17 protein-coding genes, 1 pseudogene and 7 riboswitches are annotated in these 20,404 nt (G+C 59.9%); of the genes and pseudogenes, 12 read left to right on the plus strand and 6 right to left on the minus strand.

The window, feature by feature from the left end; all coding sequences use genetic code 11:
* Positions 1-17: 17 nt before the first annotated feature.
* Positions 18-433: pseudogene (locus AWB81_RS23370) on the minus strand (HIT family protein).
* Positions 434-508: 75 nt separating this feature from the next.
* A riboswitch (Fluoride riboswitch) is annotated at positions 509-576 on the plus strand.
* 76 nt (positions 577-652) lie between these two features.
* On the opposite strand from AWB81_RS23370, the gene AWB81_RS23375 reads away from it, so the two are divergent.
* The 3 genes from AWB81_RS23375 to AWB81_RS23385 all read left to right on the plus strand — a co-directional run bounded on the left by AWB81_RS23375 (position 653) and on the right by AWB81_RS23385 (position 2,803).
* Positions 653-1,969 carry a voltage-gated chloride channel family protein gene (locus AWB81_RS23375; RefSeq protein WP_062638931.1) on the plus strand — a complete coding sequence of 439 codons (1,317 nt, stop codon included), beginning with the start codon at positions 653-655 and terminating at the stop codon, positions 1,967-1,969.
* Positions 1,970-1,994: 25 nt separating this feature from the next.
* Complete coding sequence (locus AWB81_RS23380; RefSeq protein WP_087135145.1) at positions 1,995-2,339, plus strand: DUF190 domain-containing protein; 345 nt, start codon at positions 1,995-1,997, stop codon at positions 2,337-2,339.
* A 77-nt stretch (positions 2,340-2,416) separates the two neighbouring features.
* Positions 2,417-2,803, plus strand: coding sequence for a hypothetical protein (locus AWB81_RS23385; protein ID WP_062638933.1), 387 nt, complete (start codon positions 2,417-2,419; stop codon positions 2,801-2,803).
* A gap of 118 nt (positions 2,804-2,921) precedes the next feature.
* Here the strand turns inward: AWB81_RS23385 and AWB81_RS44850 are convergent, their stop codons facing one another.
* Positions 2,922-3,182, minus strand: coding sequence for a hypothetical protein (locus AWB81_RS44850; protein ID WP_144444167.1), 261 nt, complete (start codon positions 3,180-3,182; stop codon positions 2,922-2,924).
* 256 nt (positions 3,183-3,438) lie between these two features.
* Positions 3,439-3,501: riboswitch (Fluoride riboswitch) on the minus strand.
* Between the two features lie 194 nt (positions 3,502-3,695).
* Positions 3,696-3,758: riboswitch (Fluoride riboswitch) on the plus strand.
* Between the two features lie 316 nt (positions 3,759-4,074).
* Between AWB81_RS44850 and AWB81_RS23395 the strand changes: the two genes are divergently transcribed.
* The 5 genes from AWB81_RS23395 (at position 4,075) to AWB81_RS23415 (ending at position 10,787) form a co-directional block, all read left to right on the plus strand.
* On the plus strand, positions 4,075-5,991 hold the full coding sequence (locus AWB81_RS23395) for an ABC transporter ATP-binding protein (protein WP_087135146.1): 1,917 nt from the start codon (positions 4,075-4,077) through the stop codon (positions 5,989-5,991).
* On the plus strand, positions 5,981-7,516 hold the full coding sequence (locus AWB81_RS23400; protein ID WP_062638935.1) for a MutS-related protein: 1,536 nt from the start codon (positions 5,981-5,983) through the stop codon (positions 7,514-7,516). Before AWB81_RS23395 ends, AWB81_RS23400 begins: the two co-directional genes overlap by 11 nt.
* On the plus strand, positions 7,513-9,048 hold the full coding sequence (locus tag AWB81_RS23405) for a MutS-related protein (RefSeq protein WP_062638936.1): 1,536 nt from the start codon (positions 7,513-7,515) through the stop codon (positions 9,046-9,048). The genes AWB81_RS23400 and AWB81_RS23405 overlap by 4 nt, the downstream gene beginning before the upstream one ends.
* Before the next feature lie 34 nt (positions 9,049-9,082).
* Positions 9,083-10,282, plus strand: coding sequence for a cyclopropane fatty acyl phospholipid synthase (cfa, locus tag AWB81_RS23410; RefSeq protein ID WP_087135147.1), 1,200 nt, complete (start codon positions 9,083-9,085; stop codon positions 10,280-10,282).
* Positions 10,283-10,445: 163 nt separating this feature from the next.
* Positions 10,446-10,787 (plus strand): hypothetical protein, encoded by a 342-nt coding sequence (locus AWB81_RS23415; RefSeq protein WP_062638937.1) that lies wholly within the window; start codon positions 10,446-10,448, stop codon positions 10,785-10,787.
* A gap of 66 nt (positions 10,788-10,853) precedes the next feature.
* Here the strand turns inward: AWB81_RS23415 and crcB are convergent, their stop codons facing one another.
* Positions 10,854-11,258 (minus strand): fluoride efflux transporter CrcB, encoded by a 405-nt coding sequence (gene crcB, locus AWB81_RS23420; RefSeq protein WP_062638938.1) that lies wholly within the window; start codon positions 11,256-11,258, stop codon positions 10,854-10,856.
* Positions 11,259-11,321: 63 nt separating this feature from the next.
* A riboswitch (Fluoride riboswitch) is annotated at positions 11,322-11,385 on the minus strand.
* Positions 11,386-11,475: 90 nt separating this feature from the next.
* Positions 11,476-11,541: riboswitch (Fluoride riboswitch) on the plus strand.
* Between the two features lie 529 nt (positions 11,542-12,070).
* Here crcB and AWB81_RS23425 point away from each other — a divergent pair.
* From AWB81_RS23425 to AWB81_RS23440, 4 genes are all read left to right on the plus strand, one after another.
* Complete coding sequence (locus AWB81_RS23425) at positions 12,071-12,421, plus strand: inorganic diphosphatase (RefSeq protein ID WP_062638939.1); 351 nt, start codon at positions 12,071-12,073, stop codon at positions 12,419-12,421.
* A 117-nt stretch (positions 12,422-12,538) separates the two neighbouring features.
* Entirely contained in the window at positions 12,539-13,558 is a 1,020-nt protein-coding gene (locus tag AWB81_RS23430; protein WP_062638940.1) for an IS110 family RNA-guided transposase, read from the plus strand.
* 391 nt (positions 13,559-13,949) lie between these two features.
* Positions 13,950-15,518: a DDE-type integrase/transposase/recombinase gene (locus tag AWB81_RS23435; protein ID WP_235025882.1), complete on the plus strand. Its 1,569-nt coding sequence runs from the start codon at positions 13,950-13,952 to the stop codon at positions 15,516-15,518.
* 406 nt (positions 15,519-15,924) lie between these two features.
* Positions 15,925-15,989, plus strand: a riboswitch (Fluoride riboswitch).
* Positions 15,990-16,274: 285 nt separating this feature from the next.
* Positions 16,275-16,634 carry a hypothetical protein gene (locus AWB81_RS23440; protein WP_062638942.1) on the plus strand — a complete coding sequence of 120 codons (360 nt, stop codon included), beginning with the start codon at positions 16,275-16,277 and terminating at the stop codon, positions 16,632-16,634.
* Positions 16,635-16,999: 365 nt separating this feature from the next.
* Here the strand turns inward: AWB81_RS23440 and AWB81_RS23445 are convergent, their stop codons facing one another.
* The 3 genes from AWB81_RS23445 to AWB81_RS23455 form a co-directional block, all read right to left on the minus strand.
* A complete protein-coding gene (locus AWB81_RS23445; RefSeq protein ID WP_062638943.1) occupies positions 17,000-17,446 on the minus strand; it encodes a VOC family protein in 447 nt (148 codons plus the stop codon).
* 287 nt (positions 17,447-17,733) lie between these two features.
* Positions 17,734-19,053, minus strand: a complete 1,320-nt coding sequence (locus tag AWB81_RS23450) for a hemolysin family protein (protein WP_062638944.1) — start codon at positions 19,051-19,053, stop codon at positions 17,734-17,736.
* Positions 19,054-19,155: 102 nt separating this feature from the next.
* Positions 19,156-20,136 (minus strand): hypothetical protein, encoded by a 981-nt coding sequence (locus tag AWB81_RS23455; RefSeq protein WP_144444168.1) that lies wholly within the window; start codon positions 20,134-20,136, stop codon positions 19,156-19,158.
* Between the two features lie 181 nt (positions 20,137-20,317).
* Positions 20,318-20,381: riboswitch (Fluoride riboswitch) on the minus strand.
* Positions 20,382-20,404 lie beyond the last annotated feature (23 nt).

Consider the following 20,404-nt stretch of genomic DNA (forward strand, 5'->3'; position numbering starts at 1 on the left):
CGGGTCCGCATCCGGCCTCAAAGCTCCCGCCGGATTCGTTCGGCCAATGCTTCCAGGTCGGCGGCGATGGCGGGCACCTGCCCGTGCGGCCGCAACGGCACGTCTTTCCACCGCGGGATGACGTGAAAATGCACGTGTGCCACGGTCTGTCCGGCGGCTTCTCCGTTCAGTTGTGCGATCAGCAGACCGTCCGGCTGCAATGCGGCGCGAACCGCTCTCGAGACCGTCCGGACGGTACCCATGCACGCGGCGGCCGCTGCTCCGACAGATCGAAGATCATCGCCGCGGGTTCCTTCGGAATCACCAGGACATGACCGTCGGCCTGGGGCATGACGTCCATGAATGCCAGCGTATGAGCAGTCTCCATAATTCCGACGTAGGGAGCTTCATCGTGAAGAATCCGGCAAAAAATGTTCGTTGGATCGTAGGTCATAGTCAGTTTTACGCCACGCTATGGGATGTCCGTCGCAATAACATTGTTGCGCTGCGAAAATATTTTCGCTTACAATCGCTCCCCGGAGATGGCATTCCTCCGAACAACCGCCGGGTCGACCGGCTGATGATGCCTACGAGTTCCTGGGTGCGGGAGGTCGTAGGCCGTCTGTAGTGGCGTCCTGCCACCCAGGTTTGATATCTGTCAAATCTGGAAATCATGAAGCGTCTTCAATCTGTCGAGCAGTTTGCCATGGTGCCCTATCTCGGGCGATGGCTGCTACTCTCATGTCTACTCGGCGCGCTGGCTGGTTCAGCGTCGGCTTTCTTTCTCTTCTCCCTCGATCTCGCGACGGACACCCGAACTGGGCATCCCTGGCTACTCTGGCTTCTTCCCGTTGCCGGTCTGATGACAGGCTGGGTCTATCTCCGCATTGGCAAACCGGTGGAGGGTGGCAACAATCTGCTGATCGACGAGGTGCACGATCCGCAGAAGATTGTGCCCAAGCGGATGGCACCCCTAGTCCTCGCCGCCACCGTGGTCACGCACCTTTTCGGCGGCTCCGCGGGCCGCGAGGGTACCGCTGTGCAGATGGGTGGTGCACTGGCTGACCAGGTCACCCACCTCTTCGGGCTCGATAACGAGGACCGGCGCATTCTCCTGATGGGTGGCATTGCCGCCGGATTCTCCTCGGTCTTCGGCACGCCGCTGGCCGGCGCAATCTTCGGACTCGAGGTACTGGCGATCGGCCGGCTCCGTTATGACGCGCTTCTCGCCTGTCTCGCCTCGTCGGTCGTGGCCGATCAGGTATGCCGGTTGTGGGGCATCCATCACACGGTCTATTCGATCCCGTTCCTGCCGCCGGTCACAGCGCTTGGTCTGGGCTCGTCCGTTGTGGCGGGGATGCTCTTCGGCGTGGTCGGCATGCTGTTTGCCGACTCTACCCACGCATTGTCGGCGCTGATGAAACGCAAGCTCACCTGGGCGCCGATGCGTCCGTTTGTGGGCGGCGCCGTTGTTGCCATCATGGCGACGCTGCTGAATGTCCCGCAATACCTGGGTCTCGGGATTCCGACCATTGAGGCGGCGTTTCGCGGCAACCTGCCTGTGTACGACTTCGCGGGGAAATTCGCCTTCACCGTTGTTACGCTGGCCTCGGGTTTCAAGGGCGGCGAGGTAACGCCGCTGTTCTATATTGGTGCGACGCTGGGTAATGCGCTTGGTCATGTGCTGGCGTTGCCGGTTCCTGTTCTCGCAGGTCTAGGTTTCGTCGCTGTCTTCGCAGGTGCGGCCAACACGCCGATCGCCTCCACGATCATGGCGATGGAACTGTTTGGCGTGCACATTGGCGTCTACGCGGCGCTCGCGTGTGTGGTGAGTTACCTGTTCTCGGGGCATACCGGCATTTACCGCTCCCAGCGGGTGGGTCACTCAAAGCATCTGTTCCTGCCGGAAGGTATCCGCCTCGCCGATATCCCTGCACTTCGCCGTGCAAGGCGAAAAAGCGTCGCCGTCGCCGCTGCAGTGCAGTCGTAACCCATTTACGAAACCACTATCCATCATGAGCAAGCTGATCTCTTTGCGTCTCTATTTTCATCATTCGGCAAAGGCGCGCCCGACCCGGTTGTGGCACCGCGTGTCCCGTCCCAGCATGGCGCGCCACCTGCTTACCCACGCCAAGCTCGCCGGTATCGACCAGGCGCTCCTTCACCGCATACAGGCGGGATTCATCAAGGGCGACAGGATCCATCACGAGCATGTCGAACATGTGCACCATCGTTTTCCGCACTGTATCGAACTGATCGACCTGGAAACGAAGGTCCGCGATTTCTGGCATCGCCATGGCGGTGATCTCGAAGACGTCCACGCCGTGTTCCTGCCTTGCGAGAAAGCGACGGTAGCCTGAGGTCATCCGGAACAGCATATAAAAGACGGCGGCGCAGCGTGCAGGTGTTGCGCCGGAACGTCTGATGGAGACAGAAGATGTCAAACCGGGCGGGTCGTGAGAAGCGCCGGGAAGCCAGGCGTCGGCAGACTGCGATTCGTGTACAGGGGGAACTCAAGCTGCTCGGCCTGTCCGTCGCGCTCAGCACCCTGCTTGCATTCGTGCTGGCCAACGTCATGCCGGATCTGCCACACGGGCTTGCTGCATTCACGAGTTTCGGCGCATTGACGACATTGCTTGCAGCCGGCTGGATAAGGCATGACGCTGGCCGGGCATTCCGGTTCGCTGCAGAGAACCGCTATCTCGGTCTCGAAGGCAATCCTCCACGGGTCATTTCAATCGCACAGGATTGCCCGAAACGGTGGCTGGTATTGCTCCATATCGAGTTGAATCCCGGTCTGATCAGCCGTTCGCCTCTTGCATGAACGCAGAGCGGTCCGTGCGGGACCGCCCGGAGGAGACGGACGCGCATGGTCTCGATGCGCAATGGCGTCCGCGTTGAAAACAACTGTGCAGTCCTCTGTTTTCAGACTGCTACGATGATCACACGGAACTTTCATCCTCAGAGGTGACCGGTTGCCGGTCACGATCAGAAATCCATCGGTCGAGTTTCGTCCTGATCTTTTGCAAAGCAGCGCCAAGGAGGTCCAGAGAAAAGATCTCTGAATAATTCTCGAGCGGGCCAGCCGCTCCGCTCTTCATATCTCGGGTCGTGATGCGGACGTTCACCAGATCGTCATCGCGACGTGTTACATCAACGAGAACAAAATGTCCGCGATAGATACGTTGATGTCGTCCGTTCATATGACGGTGCCGTTGAAGACGGAAGTGGCGACGACCTGCTCGACTGCGCGAGCGGTCATCCGTGGCGTACGTGCCGTGCTCGTAAGTCTTTCGTGCCGGTATGAAACCGGAGGGTACCAGGCGACGCCGGGCAAGGCTGAGTTGGTCATCGCATGGTTCAGGCGGGGCGGCTTGCCAGGCAGCATGACGATATCCGGGGTACGAATTTACGGGGCCGGACGTCGGGGGCTGGAAAATAATCCTGCCTCCCGGGTCGGGACGCGTAGGCATCATCAGCCAGCAAAGGCGGTCAAGGGAGAATGCCATCTCCACGAGCATTTATTCTAGCTGCCGTCCAGATCGATCGCAAACTTCATTCGGCGCGCACGGCACTCATTGTGGGTGCCATCAGGTCCGGATTTTGCGCGCCTCACAGACATTCAGTGTTTCGGCAGAAGAGAAATCATGTGTCCGGCTCAGGCCGCAGTTTTTCAGGCGCAAAGGTTGTCGCAGGCCGGAAGCAACTATAGAATGGTTTTCAGCGGAGATGGCATTCTCCCTTAACTGCCCGTTCGGGCTAATGATGCCTACAGGCCTGGAACAGGCGCTGTGGGCTCGTCCGTCAGCTCTCTATCGCACAACGTTGCGCTCATCGCGACGCTGCGGCCTTCCAGTGTTTTCAACAGCGGCAACAACCTGAATGACGTCGGGCGTGGCGAATTTCGCCTCCGATCCGGTGACTGGATGGTTGCAGGCGCGTGACAGGCGAGAGCGGATACATGTCAACCGGTACTCAGGGCAGCGCATCGAGTTGCGGTGAGAACGCGTGCGTATTATGCGCGGCGCAGAGGGTCTGTGCCCATGGCGGCAAGCGGTCCAGCTTCCGGCTGGTTCCTACCAGAGGGGATGTCCGATGAGCGTCGGCCATATCTGGTACACGCGCTGGTCACCGGACAGGAGAAAGGCGGCTTCCGATCCGGGTGTGGAGGCGCTGGGCGCGTTCGCCCGTCGGCCAGTCAGTCTGCTGCTGCGCTACATCGCGCGGCATGGTCTATCGCATGCGCTTATCCTGTTCAGTATTGTCGCGGCAGTCGGATGTGCGCTCGCGTCCCAGTATGCGGTCAAGAGCCTGATTGACTCACTGGGCGTGGGCCGCAGTCATCCATGGCTGGTGGAACGCGCGTTCATTGTTCTGGTTGTACTGATTTTCGCGGATAACCTTTTCTGGCGGATGGGCGGCTGGATAGCGGCACGGGCATTTGTTGCGGTCACGGGAGACATCCGCGAAGATCTTTTCGCCTATCTGGTTGGTCACGCACCCACCTACTTCGCAGACAAGCAGCCGGGCATGCTGTCGAGTCGCGTGAGCGCGACCGCCAACGCTGTATATACGGCGGAGAATACCGTCGCATGGAATGCGCTTCCGCCCTGTCTCGCGGTGGTCGGCGCTATCGGCATCGTGGCTTCGGTGGATCCGTTGATGGCCGCCGCCCTCGTTGCGGTATCGCTCGCACTCGCGACCGCGCTCTTCTGGTTTGCGCATCGCGGCTCAGCGGTTCATCAGACGTTCGCCACACGTGCGGCCTCAGTGGATGGCGAACTGGTAGATGTCATCGGCAACATGGCTACTGTTCGGGCCTTTGGCGCGACGTGGCGCGAGCATCGTCGCTTTGATGCCTATATCGAACTGGAGACGACCTCGCGTCGCCGGAGTCTTCTGTACCTCGAACGGCTAAGGCTTATGCATGCGGTGGTGACCGCCATGCTCTCCGCCGGGCTGCTCGGCTGGGTCCTATGGCTCTGGAGTGACGAACGCGCGACGACCGGGGACGTCGTGCTGGTCAGCTCGCTCGGATTCACCATTCTGCATGGCACGCGTGATCTTGCCGTTTCCCTTGTTGACATCACGCAGCATGTCGCGCGACTTTCGGAAGCGGTCCGCACTATTCTTGCGCCCCGCGGCCTGCAGGAGGCAGCCGATGCTGTGGCACTCCAGGCAGAGCAGCCGGGAATCGAGTTCGACGACGTGACCTTCGCTTATCCGGGACGCCGGCCAATCCTCGACGGATTCAGCCTGCGCATAAAGGCAGGTGAACGGGTCGGGATGATCGGTCCTTCGGGCACGGGAAAGACTACGGTGCTCGCCCTGCTTCAGCGTTTCTATGAGCCGCAGCGCGGTTCGATCCGGATCGGCAGTCAGGATATCTCGAAGATGACCCTGAACAGCCTGCAGGACGCACTGGCGGTCGTTCCTCAGGACGTCTCCCTCTTTCACAGGTCGCTGCTGGAAAATCTGCGGTACGGGCAGCCCGACGCGACGGAGGAGCAGGTGCACATGGCCGCCCTTCACGCGTCGTGCGCCGATCTGATTGCCTCCATGCCGGAGGGTTTCGATACGATCGTCGGCGATCGCGGCGCGAAACTTTCCGGGGGACAGCGTCAACGCATTGCAATCGCCAGGGCGATTCTGAAAAGCGCCCCGATTCTTCTGCTGGATGAGGCAACGTCTTCGCTTGACAGTGCGTCGGAAAGTGCCATTCAGGCCGCCCTCGAACGGCTGATGCAGGGCCGCACCGTGCTCGCGATCGCGCATCGCGTGTCCACGCTTCAGAATTTCGACCGGATAGTTGTGGTTCATCGGGGCCGCGTCATCGACGAAGGCAGTCCGGCTGAGCTCGCGTCACGGCCCGGCATGTACCACGACGTGATCGCAGGGCAGATGCAGCGGGCCACGCCACGGCGGCGCACTGAGGGTGACGTCATCGCGCGGCGCCGGGCCGGCCGGCAACCCGGAATGGTAGAGCGACTGGGAGAGAGAAATGACATTTGACAGCATCCTGTTCAGGGACGCTTGTGCGGCCGATGTAGTGGATGCCACGAGCGAGCCGGAGTTTTTTGGCGATCTGAATCTCGACCAGATCATCGATTCGGTCGTTCATGGCCGCGATGACTACAACCTCAAGCCGTTCTTCTATGTGGCACTCACCGACGTTGAATCTGTCGGCTACCGTCACGAGATCATGGGCGATCTCGAGCGCAACGAAATCGTCTCGGCCATCAACGCTTTCGCTTCGCAGATGCGGGCGATGCGTGTGCAGCTTGCGGCCGCAACGAAGCTGTATTTCCGGTGGCAGAAGCGCCGGTACTTTCTTGACGGTGTCCAGGTCTACTGCGGCGCGATAGCGGCACTCGCCCAGGATCTCGAGACGGCGGCTCCGCGTTCGCCAGGCCTCGCGGCGTTCCTGGGATACCTGAAGGCCTATGCGAACGGGCGCGAGTTCGTTGCGCTGAAGGAGGAAGAGGCGCGCATCCGTGATGCCCTGGGGCAGGTGCGGTATAGCATACTCATCAAGGGTAATGCCGTTACTGTACGCAAATATGCAGGCGAGATTGACTACAGCGAAGACGTCCAGAAGACCTTCGAAAAATTCAGGCAGGGCAAGGTCAAAAGCCATAGCACCGACATGCGGGATTCTCCTGACATGGACCATGTCGAGGCCAACGTACTCGACTTCGTCGCGCAGCTTCATCCGGAGGTCTTCGACCCGCTTGAAGTCTTTTGCAACGCTCAGGCCGGTTTTGTCGATTCTGTCATTGAACGGTTCGACCGCGAAGTCCAGTTCTATGTGGCCTACCTCGAGCACATCTCGCGGCTCAAGGAAACGGGTCTGTCGTTCTGTTATCCCGAGATGCTTGACGTGTCCAAGGAGATCCGCAGCGTGGATGGGTTCGACCTTGCGCTTGCGGAAAAACTGCGCCGCGAGGAAGCCCGCATCGTCTGCAATGATTTCTATCTCGAGGGCAGCGAACGGATCATCGTGGTAACCGGCCCGAATCAGGGCGGCAAGACCACCTTTTCGCGTACCTTCGGGCAGCTCCATTATCTCGCCGCCGTGGGATGGCCGGTGCCGGGCCGTGAAGCAGGACTGTTTCTCTTCGACCAGATCTTTACACATTTCGAACGGCAGGAAGACATGAAAAACCTGCGCGGCAAGCTGCACGATGACCTCTTCCGGATTCACCGCATTCTCGGACGTGCGACCACCCGCAGCATCATCATCATGAACGAGATATTCAGTTCAACCTCGCTAAAGGATGCGCTCTATCTCAGCCAGAAGGTGATGGGCCGCATCATGGACCTTGATGCGTTATGTGTGTACGTGACATTCATTGAAGAGCTTTCGTGTCTCAGTGCCCAGACGGTCAGCATGCTAAGCGAGGTCCAGCATGACGCGATTGCGTCGAGAACGTTCAAGGTCCTGAGGCGTCCGGCAGACGGACGGTCCTATGCGCTGTCGCTCGCGCGTCAGTACCGGCTGACCTATGACCAGCTAACGGAGCGGATCGGATCATGAAAGCCCATCTGATGTACAGGAACCAGGATTTCCTGCTAACGGGCGACCTGCCATGGGGCGCCGACATGCTCATTGCGGATCTGGAGCTGAACACGCTGTTCGCGGCGATGGCCGCTGGCGACGCCTTCCTGCTCGACGTCGTGCGCAAGGCGATGATGACGAGTCTTCATGACCCGCAGCAGATCGTCTACAGGCAGGACGTGCTGCGTGACTGCGTGGCAAACGCGTCGACGGTTCGTGCGCTCTACGGCGTTGCCGTGGAAGCGATCGAGATCGAGAGGAAGAGTTACTTTGGCTTTATGAGCCGTTATCCCGCGGCGATATTGAGTAGCGCGCGCGAACTGATGCAGGCTTTCATCTCGGTGCTTGTCAAACTCCGGCAGATTGCCGACCAGTCGGGTGGTGACTTTCAGTCCGAAGGATTCAGGACGTTTTTTACCATGCTCCAGCACGAGCTGGGCGACGACTATTTCGAGACGCTCGACGATCACCTGAAAGAGTTGCGATTCAGGAACGGGACGCTGATCAGCGCCGCGCTCGGGAAGGGCAACAAGGGCGTTTCCTACGTGCTGCGCAAGCCCAACGAACTCGACCGGAACCTGCTGAAAAGACTCTTCGAACGCAAACCTCCGTCACTGACTTTCCATATTGCGGACCGCGACGAAGCGGGCGCCAGAGCGCTATCGGAACTTGAGGCGCGCGGGATCAATCTTGCCGCCGACGCGGTCGCCCAGGCGGCCGATCACGTGCTGAGCTTCTTCCGCATGCTGCGCACCGAACTGGGCTTCTATATCGGCTGCCTCAATCTGGGTAATGAGCTGGCAGCCAAGGGGCAGGGCGTGTGCTATCCACAGCCGCTGCCGCTAACTGAGCGCCAGCATCGCTTTGAAGGACTATATGACGTCTGCCTGTCGTTACGCCTTCAGACTCCCGTTGTACCTAACACAATCGATGCCGATGGTGCCGAACTGGTAGTCGTCACTGGAGCCAATGAGGGCGGGAAATCAACCTTTCTGCGCAGCATTGGACTGGCGCAGATGATGATGCAGGCCGGAATGATAGCTGGTGCCGGGTCGTTTCGTGCGAACGTCTGCAAGAGTCTTGTCACGCATTACAAGAGGGAGGAAGACGCATCCATGACGAGCGGGAAGTTCGATGAGGAGCTGGTGCGCATGAACCAGATTGCGGACCACATCGTTGCCGACTCGCTCATCCTCTTTAACGAGTCGTTCGCCGCAACCAACGAACGCGAAGGCTCTGAGGTGGCACGGCAGATTGTTCGGGCATTGCTTCAAAGGCGGGTCAAGGTTTTCTTCGTCACGCACATGTACGAGTTTGCACACGGCATGTACGACACGATGAAAACAGGGGCCGTTTTTCTGCGCGCAGAACGACGGGAAGGTGGCGAGCGGACCTTCCGCGTATCGCCCGGGGAACCGCTTGAAACCAGTTACGGCGAAGATCTGTACGAGAAGATATTCACTGAGGACGCACACGCGAAGGAAAACGAAAGACCCGTGGCAGAAGCGTGAGATCGGGAAACTGGCGCATAACCAAGGAGAAAACATGTCAACTACGAACATGGAACGCTCTACCGAAGCATCGAACAGGGTTGAACCGGTCGGACAATTGCGAGCAGGCACACCGACCGCGGCTTACCGGCTCGTCGAAGAGATGCTCGCGCAGGCGGATATTGAAATTGGAGGGGAGCGTCCGTGGGACATCCGTCTGCTCGCTGATGGCGTTCCTGAACGCGTGCTCGCTCAAGGCAACCTGGGCTTGGGCGAGGCGTATATTGAAGGACAGTGGGAATGTGAAGAGCTCGACCAGTTCTTCGCGCGGATCATGCGTGCCCACATCGATGAGAAGATTCGCCCCTCCCGGCTCGTGTTCCATGCCTTGCGCGCGCGGCTTCTGAACCGCCAGACGGCACGGCGTGCGTGGAAAGTCGGGAAAGTCCACTACGACATTGGCAACGCATTCTATGAAGCGATGCTTGACAGCAGGATGACCTATACCTGCGGCTACTGGTCAGCGGGCGCCCACACGCTGGAAGCCGCGCAGGAAGAAAAGCTGGATCTGATCTGCCGCAAACTCCAGCTCAAGCCCGGAATGCGACTGCTGGATATCGGGTGCGGGTGGGGCAGCCTGATGGGCTTTGCAGCAGAGTACTACGACGTGCAATGCGTGGGTGTCACCATTTCCCAGGAGCAGGCTGAATGGGGGACGCAGCGTTACGCGGGAATGCCAGTTGAGTTCAGGCTTCAGGACTACCGCACGCTCAACGAGCGGTTCGACCGCATTGCGAGCGTTGGCATGTTTGAGCATGTCGGCGCGAAAAATTACCGTATCTACATGGAAGTCGCGCATCGGTGCTTGGAGGATGATGGTCTCTTTCTCCTGCACAACATCGGAAAGAAGCGTCGACAGTCGACGCCGGATCCGTGGCTGGACCGATATATTTTTCCCAACGGCGAACTGCCCTCGATTGGCCACATTGGGGATGCTGCGGAGGGCCTCTTTGTCGTTGAGGACCTGCATAACTTTGGCGCGGACTATGACCGGACACTGATGGCATGGCACGCGAACGTTGAAGCCGCATGGCCTCAGTTTGCCCAACAGATGGGGGAGCGCTTTCACCGGATGTGGCGCTACTACCTGTTGTGCTGCGCCGGTGCATTCCGCGCGCGCGATATCCAGCTCTGGCAATGGGTCCTGTCGAAGGAAGGCATCGCGGGCGGCTATCGGCGTCCAGCGGTGCGTTAGGCGCGTAGCCTGTGCGAGGAGCCATTTGTCCGTGGGCCGGCTGCGGCAACCGCCAGTGAACCATCAGCGCCCGATGCGCGGGCGATGTTCGGACACGCGCAGCCGGCTCTGTTTGACGCAGCAGCGGCGCATGACTGATGCGCCTGCAACTTATGGACGTTGCATGAAGCGTGATGACCGGATACGGATCAGGGCGAAGGCGACGGTCTTCGCGGTTGCGCTATGCGTGACCGAAGGGCTCGCTTTCATTCTGTCTGCTGTCGCGAGACTATTTGACGTCGTCGCGTCGTCTGTCGAGTTTGGAATTTTCGGCGCAGTGACGACGGTACTGGTTGCCGGGTGGCTGCAGATGGATGCGCAACGCGCCTATGTCTTCGCGGACAGGAGTGGATTTCTGAACCGGGATGAAACGCGTAGCAGAGTGAAGTCCGTCAGGGAGGACTGCCCGAAGTTCTGGCTTGTCGTTCTGCATCTGCAGTTACATCCGGAACTCATGGACACGTAGCGCGGCGACCGCGCATTGATCGCAAGCTGGATAGCAAAGAGGCGCGTGCCCGGGAAAATCATCCCGTCAACGTGCGATGGAAAGCCGGCTGACGGCAGCAACAGCGGTGACGGTTGCGATGCCCAGTGCGGTCATCACGAGCGACGCCGACACATGGATCAGAATCTCGCTGGCGGCCCACTTGAGCTTGCCCTGCTGCAGGTGGGCGACGACCTCGGCAGAGAAGGTGGAAAACGTCGACAGACCACCCATCAGGCCGGTGATAACAAACAGGCGCCATTCGACAGGAATCTCAGGAAGTCTGCCGAAGAAGGCGATGGCAAGGCCGATGATGTACCCGGCGATGACGTTCGCGGCGAGCGTGCCCAGCGGCAGGTCTGGAAAGATGGCGTTCAGCCGCACGCCGAGAAACCACCGGAAGAGGGAACCAAGAGCGCCGCCGATGGCGACTGCAAGAACGGATGGATACATGCGATGCGCCTCAAAAGATAACGTGACACGAGCGGACAGTCCGGTCAGTGACTCTCGCTCAGGGCGTTTTCAGGCATCATCGGCTCTGGGGGAGCGGTTAAAGGAGAATGCCATCTCCAGCCGCGATTTTATCATCGACGTGTCTCACGTCAACCTGCGGAGCATCTTCCCGGACCTGCCGTTAGCGCTCGTGCATACGGGCATGCCGCGTGTTACTCTCTGGCGAGGAGATGGCATTCTCCTTAACTGCCGCGCATGGGCGGCTAATGATGCCTACGGATCCCGGAGTGGAGACCGTAGGCGCGCGCCAGAACGTTCTGCACCCGGTTGCCCCACAATACCAGGTGCTCACGTGACCCCCATCCAGACTTCGCGAGCCAGCGCTTCGTCCCTGCGGCGAGTCAATGCGCTTCGCGGCACACTCAACTCCCGGATTCCTGTGTCATCACTGCGGCCGCACGCACGCTCCGCGCATGCAGGTCTGCGCGGCATCGAACCTGTGAAGCTGCCCCTGGTTGTAAAGCCGATGTCACGCCGTTCCAGAGAGGACATGGCGACAACAGCGATGCAACGACGCGCACGCACGAATGGTAACTGGGCAGTCTCGCGTATCTTCCCGTGGGCCGCCGGGATGCATCTGCCGGTGCGACGCATCCTGTGCGCGGGCGGGCGGATGTTTGAATTCCTCATTCCATCCCATCCCGGAACCCGAAGGTCGCGCGAGATGCGGTAGCGCGATGCATTGACGTAACCCGCATGGGGCGACCATGCGGGCACGGAAGTGTTGTGGGTTCTTTGAAGCGAGGCAACGAATGAGGAAAAGCCAGAGTATCGATTTGCTGTTCGGTCATCTGCCGCCGGGTGAGGATGTGCCTGCGGAACTGAATGCCATCATCCGTCTCTCCGGGCGAAGCACGGCAGTCAGCTACGAACCTGATGAGAGATCTAACCTTCTACGCATCAGGTGCATCCCGGGGAGCGGCCCGCGTTTCCGGCAAAACTACGGATTCGTGCCTGGCACGCTTGCACAGGACGGCGATCCGCTGGATTTCGTGGTGTTTGCACCGTTCCCTCTTGAACGGCTATCAGTCGTCGCCTGCCGGCCAATCGGCATGCTCTCCGTCGTGCGCCATGCGACAACTAGAGAACGACAAATGGAATGAACGCCCCCACCTACCAGGTGGGTGACGCCGAGGAAGTGGACCCTCACGGGCCGACGTCATTAAAGTGCCCAAATGGAAGATCATTGAGATCTTCACAGGCTAACCGGAGGGTCCGAAATGAAGTATACGACGGTCGGGGTGGACATCGCGAAGAACGTCTTCCAGCTTCACTGGGTGGATGCCGGCACGGGCGAGATTGTGAACAAGCAACTGAAACGCGCCGCATTCCTCGAGCATTTTGCGAATCGCGAGCCTTGCCTCATCGGAATGGAGGCTTGCGGCGGTGCCCAGCATTGGGCACGGCGATTGATGGAGATGGGCCATCAGGTCAAGCTGATGCCGGCGAAGTTCGTCAAGGCTTTCAACATCGGCAACAAGAACGATCCTGCCGATGCTCGTGCGATCTGGATGGCCACGCAGATGCCGAGCAAGCCCGTCGCTGTGAAGACGGAAGCCCAGCAGGCCGTATTGGCGCTGCATCGGTTGCGGCAACAGAAGATCAAGTTCCGCACGATGCAGATGAACAGTCTGCGGGGCTTGCTGACAGAATACGGCGAGGTGATGGCCAAGAGCCGCGCCGCGCTAGATAAAGCGATTCCCGGGGTGCTGGCGAGGCTATCCGAGCGTCTACCGGCGATGCTGATCGACTCGTTACGCGAACTTTGGAATGACCTTGATCGACTCGACAAACAGGTCGCTGACATTGAACGACGTTTGCAGACGTGGATGAAAGAGGACAAGGCATGCAAGGCAATCGCCGCGATCCCCGGCGTTGGCCTGCTGACGGCGACGGCCACTGTTGCGACGATGGGTGACGCGAAGGCATTCAGGTCCGGACGGGAGTTCGCCGCGTGGCTCGGTCTCGTACCAAAGCAGATCGGCACAGGCGGGAAGATCCAGCTATTGGGTATCAGCCGGCGCGGGGACACGTATGTGCGGACGTTACTGATCCACGGAGCACGCAGCGTGCTCTTCCATGGCAAGCACACCGGATCGTGGGCTGAGCAGTTGCAGAAACGGCGACCATCCAACGTGGTGACCGTAGCACTTGCCAACAAGATGGCCCGAACAATCTGGGCAGTTCTCGCACATGGCACGCCGTACAACCAGGGGCACGTCAGTGCACGACCGGCTTGATCAGTAGAACCGTATGGAAGATTGAAGCTTGCAGGATGACGTCGAAAGGTTGCGTTGGCAATCGAGCGTGATGACAAGACAGGTCGGACCTGAACTCGCTAAGCCTGAAAGATAATTTGAGCGCGTAGCTCGTGCGACAAATGAGGAGCGAGTCAGCGGATTTCATCGGGGCCCGCAGCGTATGAGGCCGCAATGAGGCCGCATATAAAGCTGCAACCTATCCTGTCGACGCAACACGCAAGAAGACCTGGCGCATCGGGGGCGTTCATATAAATTATCTTGGCCGGCGCATTGACTCAGGTTATTTGTTACCAGGCCCGGGTTGTTGCCTCATGTAATTTGCTACCTTCCAGACGGCTGGCAGGGGCGACTTATGACGAGGCGACTCAGCATGGCGACAAGACGGGAATTGATTAAGGCGATCGGCGAGCGTTACCGACGTTCGGACCGGAGCGGCAAACGCCAGATTCTGGACGAGTTTCTCAAATTGACGGGCTATCACCGCAAGCACGCGATCCGCGTGCTATGCAATGAAGCGCGGGCGTCGAAGGCGAGGCCTGGTCCGCCTCGCCGCTACACCGACGAAGTGCGTGAGGCCCTGATAACGCTCTGGGAAGCCGCCGACCGAATCTGTGGGAAACGGCTGAAGGCGGTGATTCCGACGCTGGTCGAATCGATGACCCGGTATGGTCATCTGTCGTTGTCAGACGGCTTGCGCGAGAGGCTCCTAGACATCAGTGCGTCGACCATCGACCGGCTGCTTGCCGACGTTCGTGAACAGGCCTTCGGTGGTCACCGCAAGCGTGCCGGAGGAGTTGGAAGCGCGATTCGCCGCGCCGTTCCTGTTCGGACCTTCGCCGACTGGAATGACCCGCTGCCCGGCTATCTGGAAATCGACTTCGTCGAGCATTGCGGCGGAGTCAAGATCGACGGCGACTTTGTACACAGCCTGGTGATGACTGACATTGCGACCGGCTGGACCGAATGTCTTGCGATGCCATTCCGTAACCACGCATTCGTCATTGAGCACGTTGAGCGTGTACGGGCTGCGCTGCCATTTCCACTGCGTGGTCTCGACAGCGATAACGACACCGCCTTCATGAACGAAGCCGTGTTCGACTTCTGCAAAGCGACCGGCATCGAGTTGACGCGTTCGCGCCCCTACAAGAAGAACGATCAGGCATGGGTCGAGCAGAAGAACGGTTCGATCGTGCGGCGGCTGGTGGGATACGGCAAACTGCGCGGGCTGGAGGATACGGAAGCGTTGGCCTCGCTGTATCGGGTCTCGCGACTTTACATCAACTATTTCCAGCCGTCGTTCAAGCTTAAGTCCAAGACACGCCACGGGGCGCGCGTAACGAAGCGCTATGAGGCGCCACTGACGCCACTCGAGCGCGTACTCCGTTCACCCTCTGTCCCTGAGGCGACCAAACTGGCGCTGCGAGAGCAGTTCCGCTCGCTCGATCCTGTCGACCTCTTACGCGGTATGCGCGAAGCGCAGCGACGTATCGCTGCATGCGCCGCCACAGAAATAGCCGCAGCAGACGTCACGCCAGAATGCGACGCGACGATAGGTGACTTTCTGGCGGGTTTGGCCACGGCGTGGCAGGCGGGCGAAGTGCGTCCGACACACCGCAGAAAGGCCACGGTCCCACACGACTGGCGCACACGTCCTGATCCGTTCGAACACACATGGCCGAAGATACAGCAATGGCTGGAAACGGAGCCCGCGATCACCGCGAAGCAACTGCAGAACCGGCTGATTGGGATGGCGCCGGCGATGTACTCAGGCGCCCAGCTCCGGACGCTGCAGCGACGCGTTGCAGCATGGCGATCAAACCGCGCGAGGGAGCTGGTTACCAGAATACTCGGTGAGCCCGATGCGATGGAGGCTGGCGCCGCTACGCAGCGCCAGCCTCCATCGCAGAACAACCCAGAGGTGACGATTACCCCGGAGTAACATCATTCCGTGAGGCAACACGGGCGGCCATCGTAATTGACAATCTACAGACAACAGAGGAAAAGACTATTGCTATGGTGTCCGACAGGATTTGCCCCGCATCCGCACCTGTGCAACGTCTGCAGGACCTGGGTGATTACGCGCTGGCGCAGGTCAAGGCATTTTGTGAGAGCTATTGCGGAGTTGGACCCAGACGAGGCCGTCCATTGCGGAGAATGGGACAATGTTCATGCTGCGCAGCGCGTCATTCTGGGCGCTGTAAAGTCGTTCGAGGACAGCGCCCGTTGCATGCGTCGGTGAACCTCTTTCCGGAAAATCTGACGCATGCTGAACTATTGAACAATTCACCGGAACGGTTTCGCCAGTTGGCATGAGTGCTTGCGGCACCATGACAAGAAGCGGTATCCTTCATCCAGGAGATGGCATTCTCCTTAAACGCCAGATCAACTGGCTGATGATGCCTACTGTTTCGTGCACGACATGGCACGACGATTCACTTCAGACAGTAGGTGCAAAAATGAAAACCCTGTTACGCCTCGTCCATCTTGCCGTCCGGCTTGTACGACCAACCCCCACACGCTTCGACCTGCATCGACCCTCCGTCGGACGCGGCTTCTTCGCCGGACTGTCTCCCGTACCGGTCAGCGTGCGCCGCACGCAGCGGTCAGGATTGCCCCGCGATCCCGCTTAGCTCAGTCAGGGGCAGCGCTGCGCACATTGGCTGCCCCCAGGAGTTCGATGTAGAAAGGAGACGAAATGCAACAGCAATCCGGAAAGGTTGTAGGGCCATCGAGCCAGAAGCTGAAACTGGCTAACGCCCGGGAACGGGGCACCGTGCTTGGCCCGATTGGAGATATAACACAGCGAACTGCCCCAGAGAGCGGCCCCGATCCGTTGAAGGAAGAGATGCGTTTTTGTGACTGGGCGTTCTCCGGGCTGGGTCACGTCACGGTCTTCAGGTTTTCAGAAGGGGGCTTCATGCTGCTGGCAGAAAACGGCCAGCGGGCGCGGGGCGATACGTTGGTGGTGGCGCTTCTTGCCATGCTCGAGCGGCAGGGGCTGAACAACCCTCGGTTGATATATCCGGAAACCGGGAGTGCGAGTCGCGCAGCATGAATATTCCCGTAGCGCGGTCTGCGAGACCGTGCTACGGCTCGCAGCGCTGCAGCAGGGTGAAAGGCTTGCGCTTCCGATTTTCACACTTTCACACGTCGCGCGGGAACACTGCCAGTCCAGTACCGCCTCGACGTTGTGAACGGATAAGGATGCTGTCGTCGCGGAATATGTGTATTGGGTGCCGCGCAATCGACGGCAGCACAATTGGGTTGCGTGACCGGTACTTCATGCGGGATATCGCCGAGCGTTACTTATCGCCCGCGTAGAATCGCTACGAACCTGTGGGCCATATCGACCTTCAGCACGGCGCCCGCAGGTGCAGGATGACCCCGACACCCCCGAGCGTGAGCGCCAGCGTTCGCGTGTCACGCCGACTCCGGCACGCCGAAGATATTGATAAAGTTACCTTCCGGATCGCGGATCACCGTTGATATCAGGGTGGTCGAGAGTTGGGACTCAGCCCACACGATGCCCACGTCGTGCGTTCTTAATACTGCCATCGCCTCACCAAGATTCTCACTGCGTAATACGATAGCCTGCCAGCCAAGTGTGGCGGGGTGTCCTGGCGGTTTCGTGTGGTCAGCCGGATGCCGCGGCGCCCCAGGAAGTGACACAAGCTCAAGCCGAAAACCCGCGCCGCTGAGCGTGGCGTAGTCTGCGCCGACCGCGTCCAGGCGTCCTCTTTCAATGGCTTCGAAACCCAGTACGGTCACGTACCACGTCACCATCTCGTCCAGGCTCTCGACGGCCAGGGCGATATTGTTCAGACTCAGGCCGCGCGCTGCTGGCAGTTGTAATTGCGGTTCGTTCATGATCGGTATCCTCTCGGAGGCTGTCCGCTCAGTACACCGGCGCGGTACGCAGAACGCGGAAGGTGAATTGCCTGGCCGCAGCGTCGCTCGGTAGGAGCGACGGTTTGCCATGAAGGTGAAATATGCCTGCGAATCTGGATGCATTGAGTCCGGGGCGGGGTGGATTCGTAGCTGCACCGGCTTTGCAGCGTGGAGCGCATTTCGCACCGCTACAGGGCCGCTGGTGGACGTGATCGTGCATACGGCACGCACGCGCTTTGATCGACCTGTGATATGTCGCCCCCACGTTACGTCTCCTTCGTGTTCTTTCTGCTGCCGGAGGGGGGAGTGAGTCTTAGTTGCAGGATGCTCCGTGCATCGACCTGGACGACCTCAATTGTCCAGTTGCTGATCGTGAGCCGTTCACCCTGTACCGGCAGGTGCTTCAGATGGGCAAGGACGAGTCCCGCCACGGTCTTGTAGGTTGGCGGCTCAGGATCTTCAATTCCAAGATACTCTGCGAGATCATCGGCGGGCAACTGGCCGGACGCCAGATAACTTCCGTCAGGCTCCTTCTTAATCTGGGTACCGCCGCCTCGATGTCGCTCGGGCTCCGGAACATCGCCGGCAACCGCCTCGAGAACATCGGTCAAAGTGACGACTCCCACGACGGTCCCGAATTCGTCGACGACAAACAGCATCTGGGCCCGCGCACGCTTCAGGGATCCGAGTAGCTCAAGGATTGACGAGTGTTCGGCGACGAATACCGGTGGCTGGCAAAGCGCTTCGAGGTCAAGTTTCGTGGAGGACATCACTGTCCTCAGGATTTCCTTTTTCGCTGCGACGCCCAGAGGGCGATCAACGTCGCGTCCCTGCGTGACGATGAGTTTGGAACAGGGCGACTCCGCGATGCGCCTGTTCAGTTCCTCCTCGGACATCGCGCCGTCCACCCATTCCAGTAGCCGGCGCGGCGTCATGATTGTCCGGGCACTCCGAACGCGGAGCTGCAGAATGCTCTCCAGCATGCTGCGTTCGGCTGCCTGGATTGTGCCGGAGCGCAACGCCCCCATGATCACGCTACGGATCTCTTCGCCGGTCGTTGAATCTTCAACCTGCGCCTCTACGTGCAGCGCTTTGAGCAGCAGGTCGTTGGAGCGGCCAAGCAGCAGGATGAACGGGCGCGCGAGCGTCATGGTCCACTGCAAGGGCCGCGCGATCAAGGTGGCCCACCGCTCGGGTGCGGCGAGCGCCACACGTTTGGGCGCCAGTTCGCCAAAAATCAGCGTGAGATACGTTGCAACAAGCACGGCGATGAGAGTGCCAGCCGAAGAGGCGTAGGGCGCGATACCAGGAAACTCAGAGAGCGCGGAGGTGATCGATGAGATGAACGCATTGACGCAGAACGTGCCCGCGAGAATGCTGGTTGCCGTAATGCCGCACTGGACCGCAGAGAGGAAGGCGCCCGGTTCCTGCTTGAGCGAAACGGCGAGCTGGGCGTTGGAACGGTGCCGGTTCGACAGGGCATCGAGCCGGGCGGGACGGGCCGCAACGAGTGCCATTTCGGCAACGTTGAAAAACGCGGTCAGCGCCACGAAGAAAACAAATAACAATATCTGGACGGATAGCATCCGGTTTCTCCTCAGTTCACGCGCGGCATCCGGCAAGCCTGCGGGTTAGGGGCGAACAGGCATCAGGCGCGGCGGCTTCTGTCGATGCCCGCGCCTCGCAACCTATCCGCCGCCAGGCAGGCGCACATCGACGAGGATGCTATGCACCAGCACAAGGATGAACCCGGCGAAAAGCAGTCCGCCTGCCTGCCAGTCCATCATGCCAATCGCCTGGTGCCATCCGAAATGCACGCACAGTGCCAGAGCGGCCGTCCACAGGCAGACCTCGACGGTGGCCAGGACATTTCGCGAACGCGTGCTCGCGGGTATCCGGCTCAACCTAGGCGAGGATATGGCATCCAGCGGGGTCGGTCGCGGATATTTCGGCTCTCCGTCGTGACAGGTTTCGATCAGCCAGTACGTGGTAACCAGATAGGCTGCGACCAGCGCCCAGAGCACCGAAGCGGGATGGCGCCATTCCAGCGCCAGTATTTCACTTATCTGGAATGAGCCAAGCGCCGCAAGGAGCGAACCTGCAATGATGCGCAGAATCGAGTTGGTGGCCACAACGCGTCTGCCGGCGAGGCCAATGGCGATCCAGCAGGAGACGAGCAGCAACGCGACCGACACCGTCATCGACGCCCTGACCGGCTGGTCGCCATTATTCAATGCTGCAACCAGAACTCCAGCCGCCAGTCCGGTCAGTGGCCAGGTATCTCTGCGATGTCGCATCAGTGAGGTGCTGGACAGGTCCGGCGGCGGATAGTGCTTGAGCGGCGGGACAAAGCTCGTCAACGAGGGACGCAGGTGCAGGCCGGTAGAAAGCAGAATCGCCGGCCTTAACCATGCGATGCCCACGATCAGCAGTAGCAGCGCTGCACCCAGATCTGTCGCGGAACGCGGCATTCTCTCCGGCAGTTCAAGGCGCGCGTATTCGAGTACCAACGCTATGACGATAGCGATGCCAGTGGAGGCGCATGTGAGCCGAACCAGATCGCGACGGGTTGTAGCCGTGCGGCGGATTGTGCAGAACAGCCAGCTTATGCCGGCAACCAACGCCGCCGCTTCGATAAGAGGCTCGACGATCATCAGTGGGCTGCTCATACACTGGCCCGCGCATCGATTGACGCACGGGATAAATCTGCCACGCCCGAACGGTCGGCATAGTTGGGGCCGCCTGCCCCGCCAGTCATCAAAGAAACATCCAGAATCATGAGAAGTGTCCGGTTCTGCAACCTAGGCGAACCCGGACAAGGCGACGGCACGTGAGCCTACGTCCCATCCGGGAGGCGTAGGCATCATTAGCCGGGGAGGCGGTTATGCGGAGGAATGCCATCTCCGTATGGCTATTCTATCGGTCCGGACAGCGGGC

This window comes from Caballeronia arationis (genome assembly GCF_001544975.2).
Taxonomy (GTDB): Bacteria; Pseudomonadota; Gammaproteobacteria; order Burkholderiales; family Burkholderiaceae; genus Caballeronia; species Caballeronia arationis.

Excerpts from the sequence above, each read along its gene's own strand:
- AWB81_RS44850 (WP_144444167.1), bottom strand. The coding sequence starts at position 3,182 with ATGAACGGACGACATCAACGTATCTATCGCGGACATTTTGTTCTCGTT.
- AWB81_RS23430 (WP_062638940.1), top strand. The coding sequence starts at position 12,539 with ATGAAGTATACGACGGTCGGGGTGGACATCGCGAAGAACGTCTTCCAG.
- AWB81_RS23400 (WP_062638935.1), top strand. The coding sequence starts at position 5,981 with ATGACATTTGACAGCATCCTGTTCAGGGACGCTTGTGCGGCCGATGTA.
- AWB81_RS23445 (WP_062638943.1), bottom strand. The coding sequence starts at position 17,446 with ATGAACGAACCGCAATTACAACTGCCAGCAGCGCGCGGCCTGAGTCTG.
- AWB81_RS23395 (WP_087135146.1), top strand. The coding sequence starts at position 4,075 with ATGAGCGTCGGCCATATCTGGTACACGCGCTGGTCACCGGACAGGAGA.
- crcB (WP_062638938.1), bottom strand. The coding sequence starts at position 11,258 with ATGTATCCATCCGTTCTTGCAGTCGCCATCGGCGGCGCTCTTGGTTCC.
- AWB81_RS23380 (WP_087135145.1), top strand. The coding sequence starts at position 1,995 with ATGAGCAAGCTGATCTCTTTGCGTCTCTATTTTCATCATTCGGCAAAG.
- AWB81_RS23425 (WP_062638939.1), top strand. The coding sequence starts at position 12,071 with ATGAGGAAAAGCCAGAGTATCGATTTGCTGTTCGGTCATCTGCCGCCG.
- AWB81_RS23415 (WP_062638937.1), top strand. The coding sequence starts at position 10,446 with ATGAAGCGTGATGACCGGATACGGATCAGGGCGAAGGCGACGGTCTTC.
- AWB81_RS23455 (WP_144444168.1), bottom strand. The coding sequence starts at position 20,136 with ATGAGCAGCCCACTGATGATCGTCGAGCCTCTTATCGAAGCGGCGGCG.
- AWB81_RS23375 (WP_062638931.1), top strand. The coding sequence starts at position 653 with ATGAAGCGTCTTCAATCTGTCGAGCAGTTTGCCATGGTGCCCTATCTC.
- AWB81_RS23435 (WP_235025882.1), top strand. The coding sequence starts at position 13,950 with ATGGCGACAAGACGGGAATTGATTAAGGCGATCGGCGAGCGTTACCGA.
- AWB81_RS23385 (WP_062638933.1), top strand. The coding sequence starts at position 2,417 with ATGTCAAACCGGGCGGGTCGTGAGAAGCGCCGGGAAGCCAGGCGTCGG.
- AWB81_RS23405 (WP_062638936.1), top strand. The coding sequence starts at position 7,513 with ATGAAAGCCCATCTGATGTACAGGAACCAGGATTTCCTGCTAACGGGC.
- cfa (WP_087135147.1), top strand. The coding sequence starts at position 9,083 with ATGTCAACTACGAACATGGAACGCTCTACCGAAGCATCGAACAGGGTT.
- AWB81_RS23450 (WP_062638944.1), bottom strand. The coding sequence starts at position 19,053 with ATGCTATCCGTCCAGATATTGTTATTTGTTTTCTTCGTGGCGCTGACC.
- AWB81_RS23440 (WP_062638942.1), top strand. The coding sequence starts at position 16,275 with ATGCAACAGCAATCCGGAAAGGTTGTAGGGCCATCGAGCCAGAAGCTG.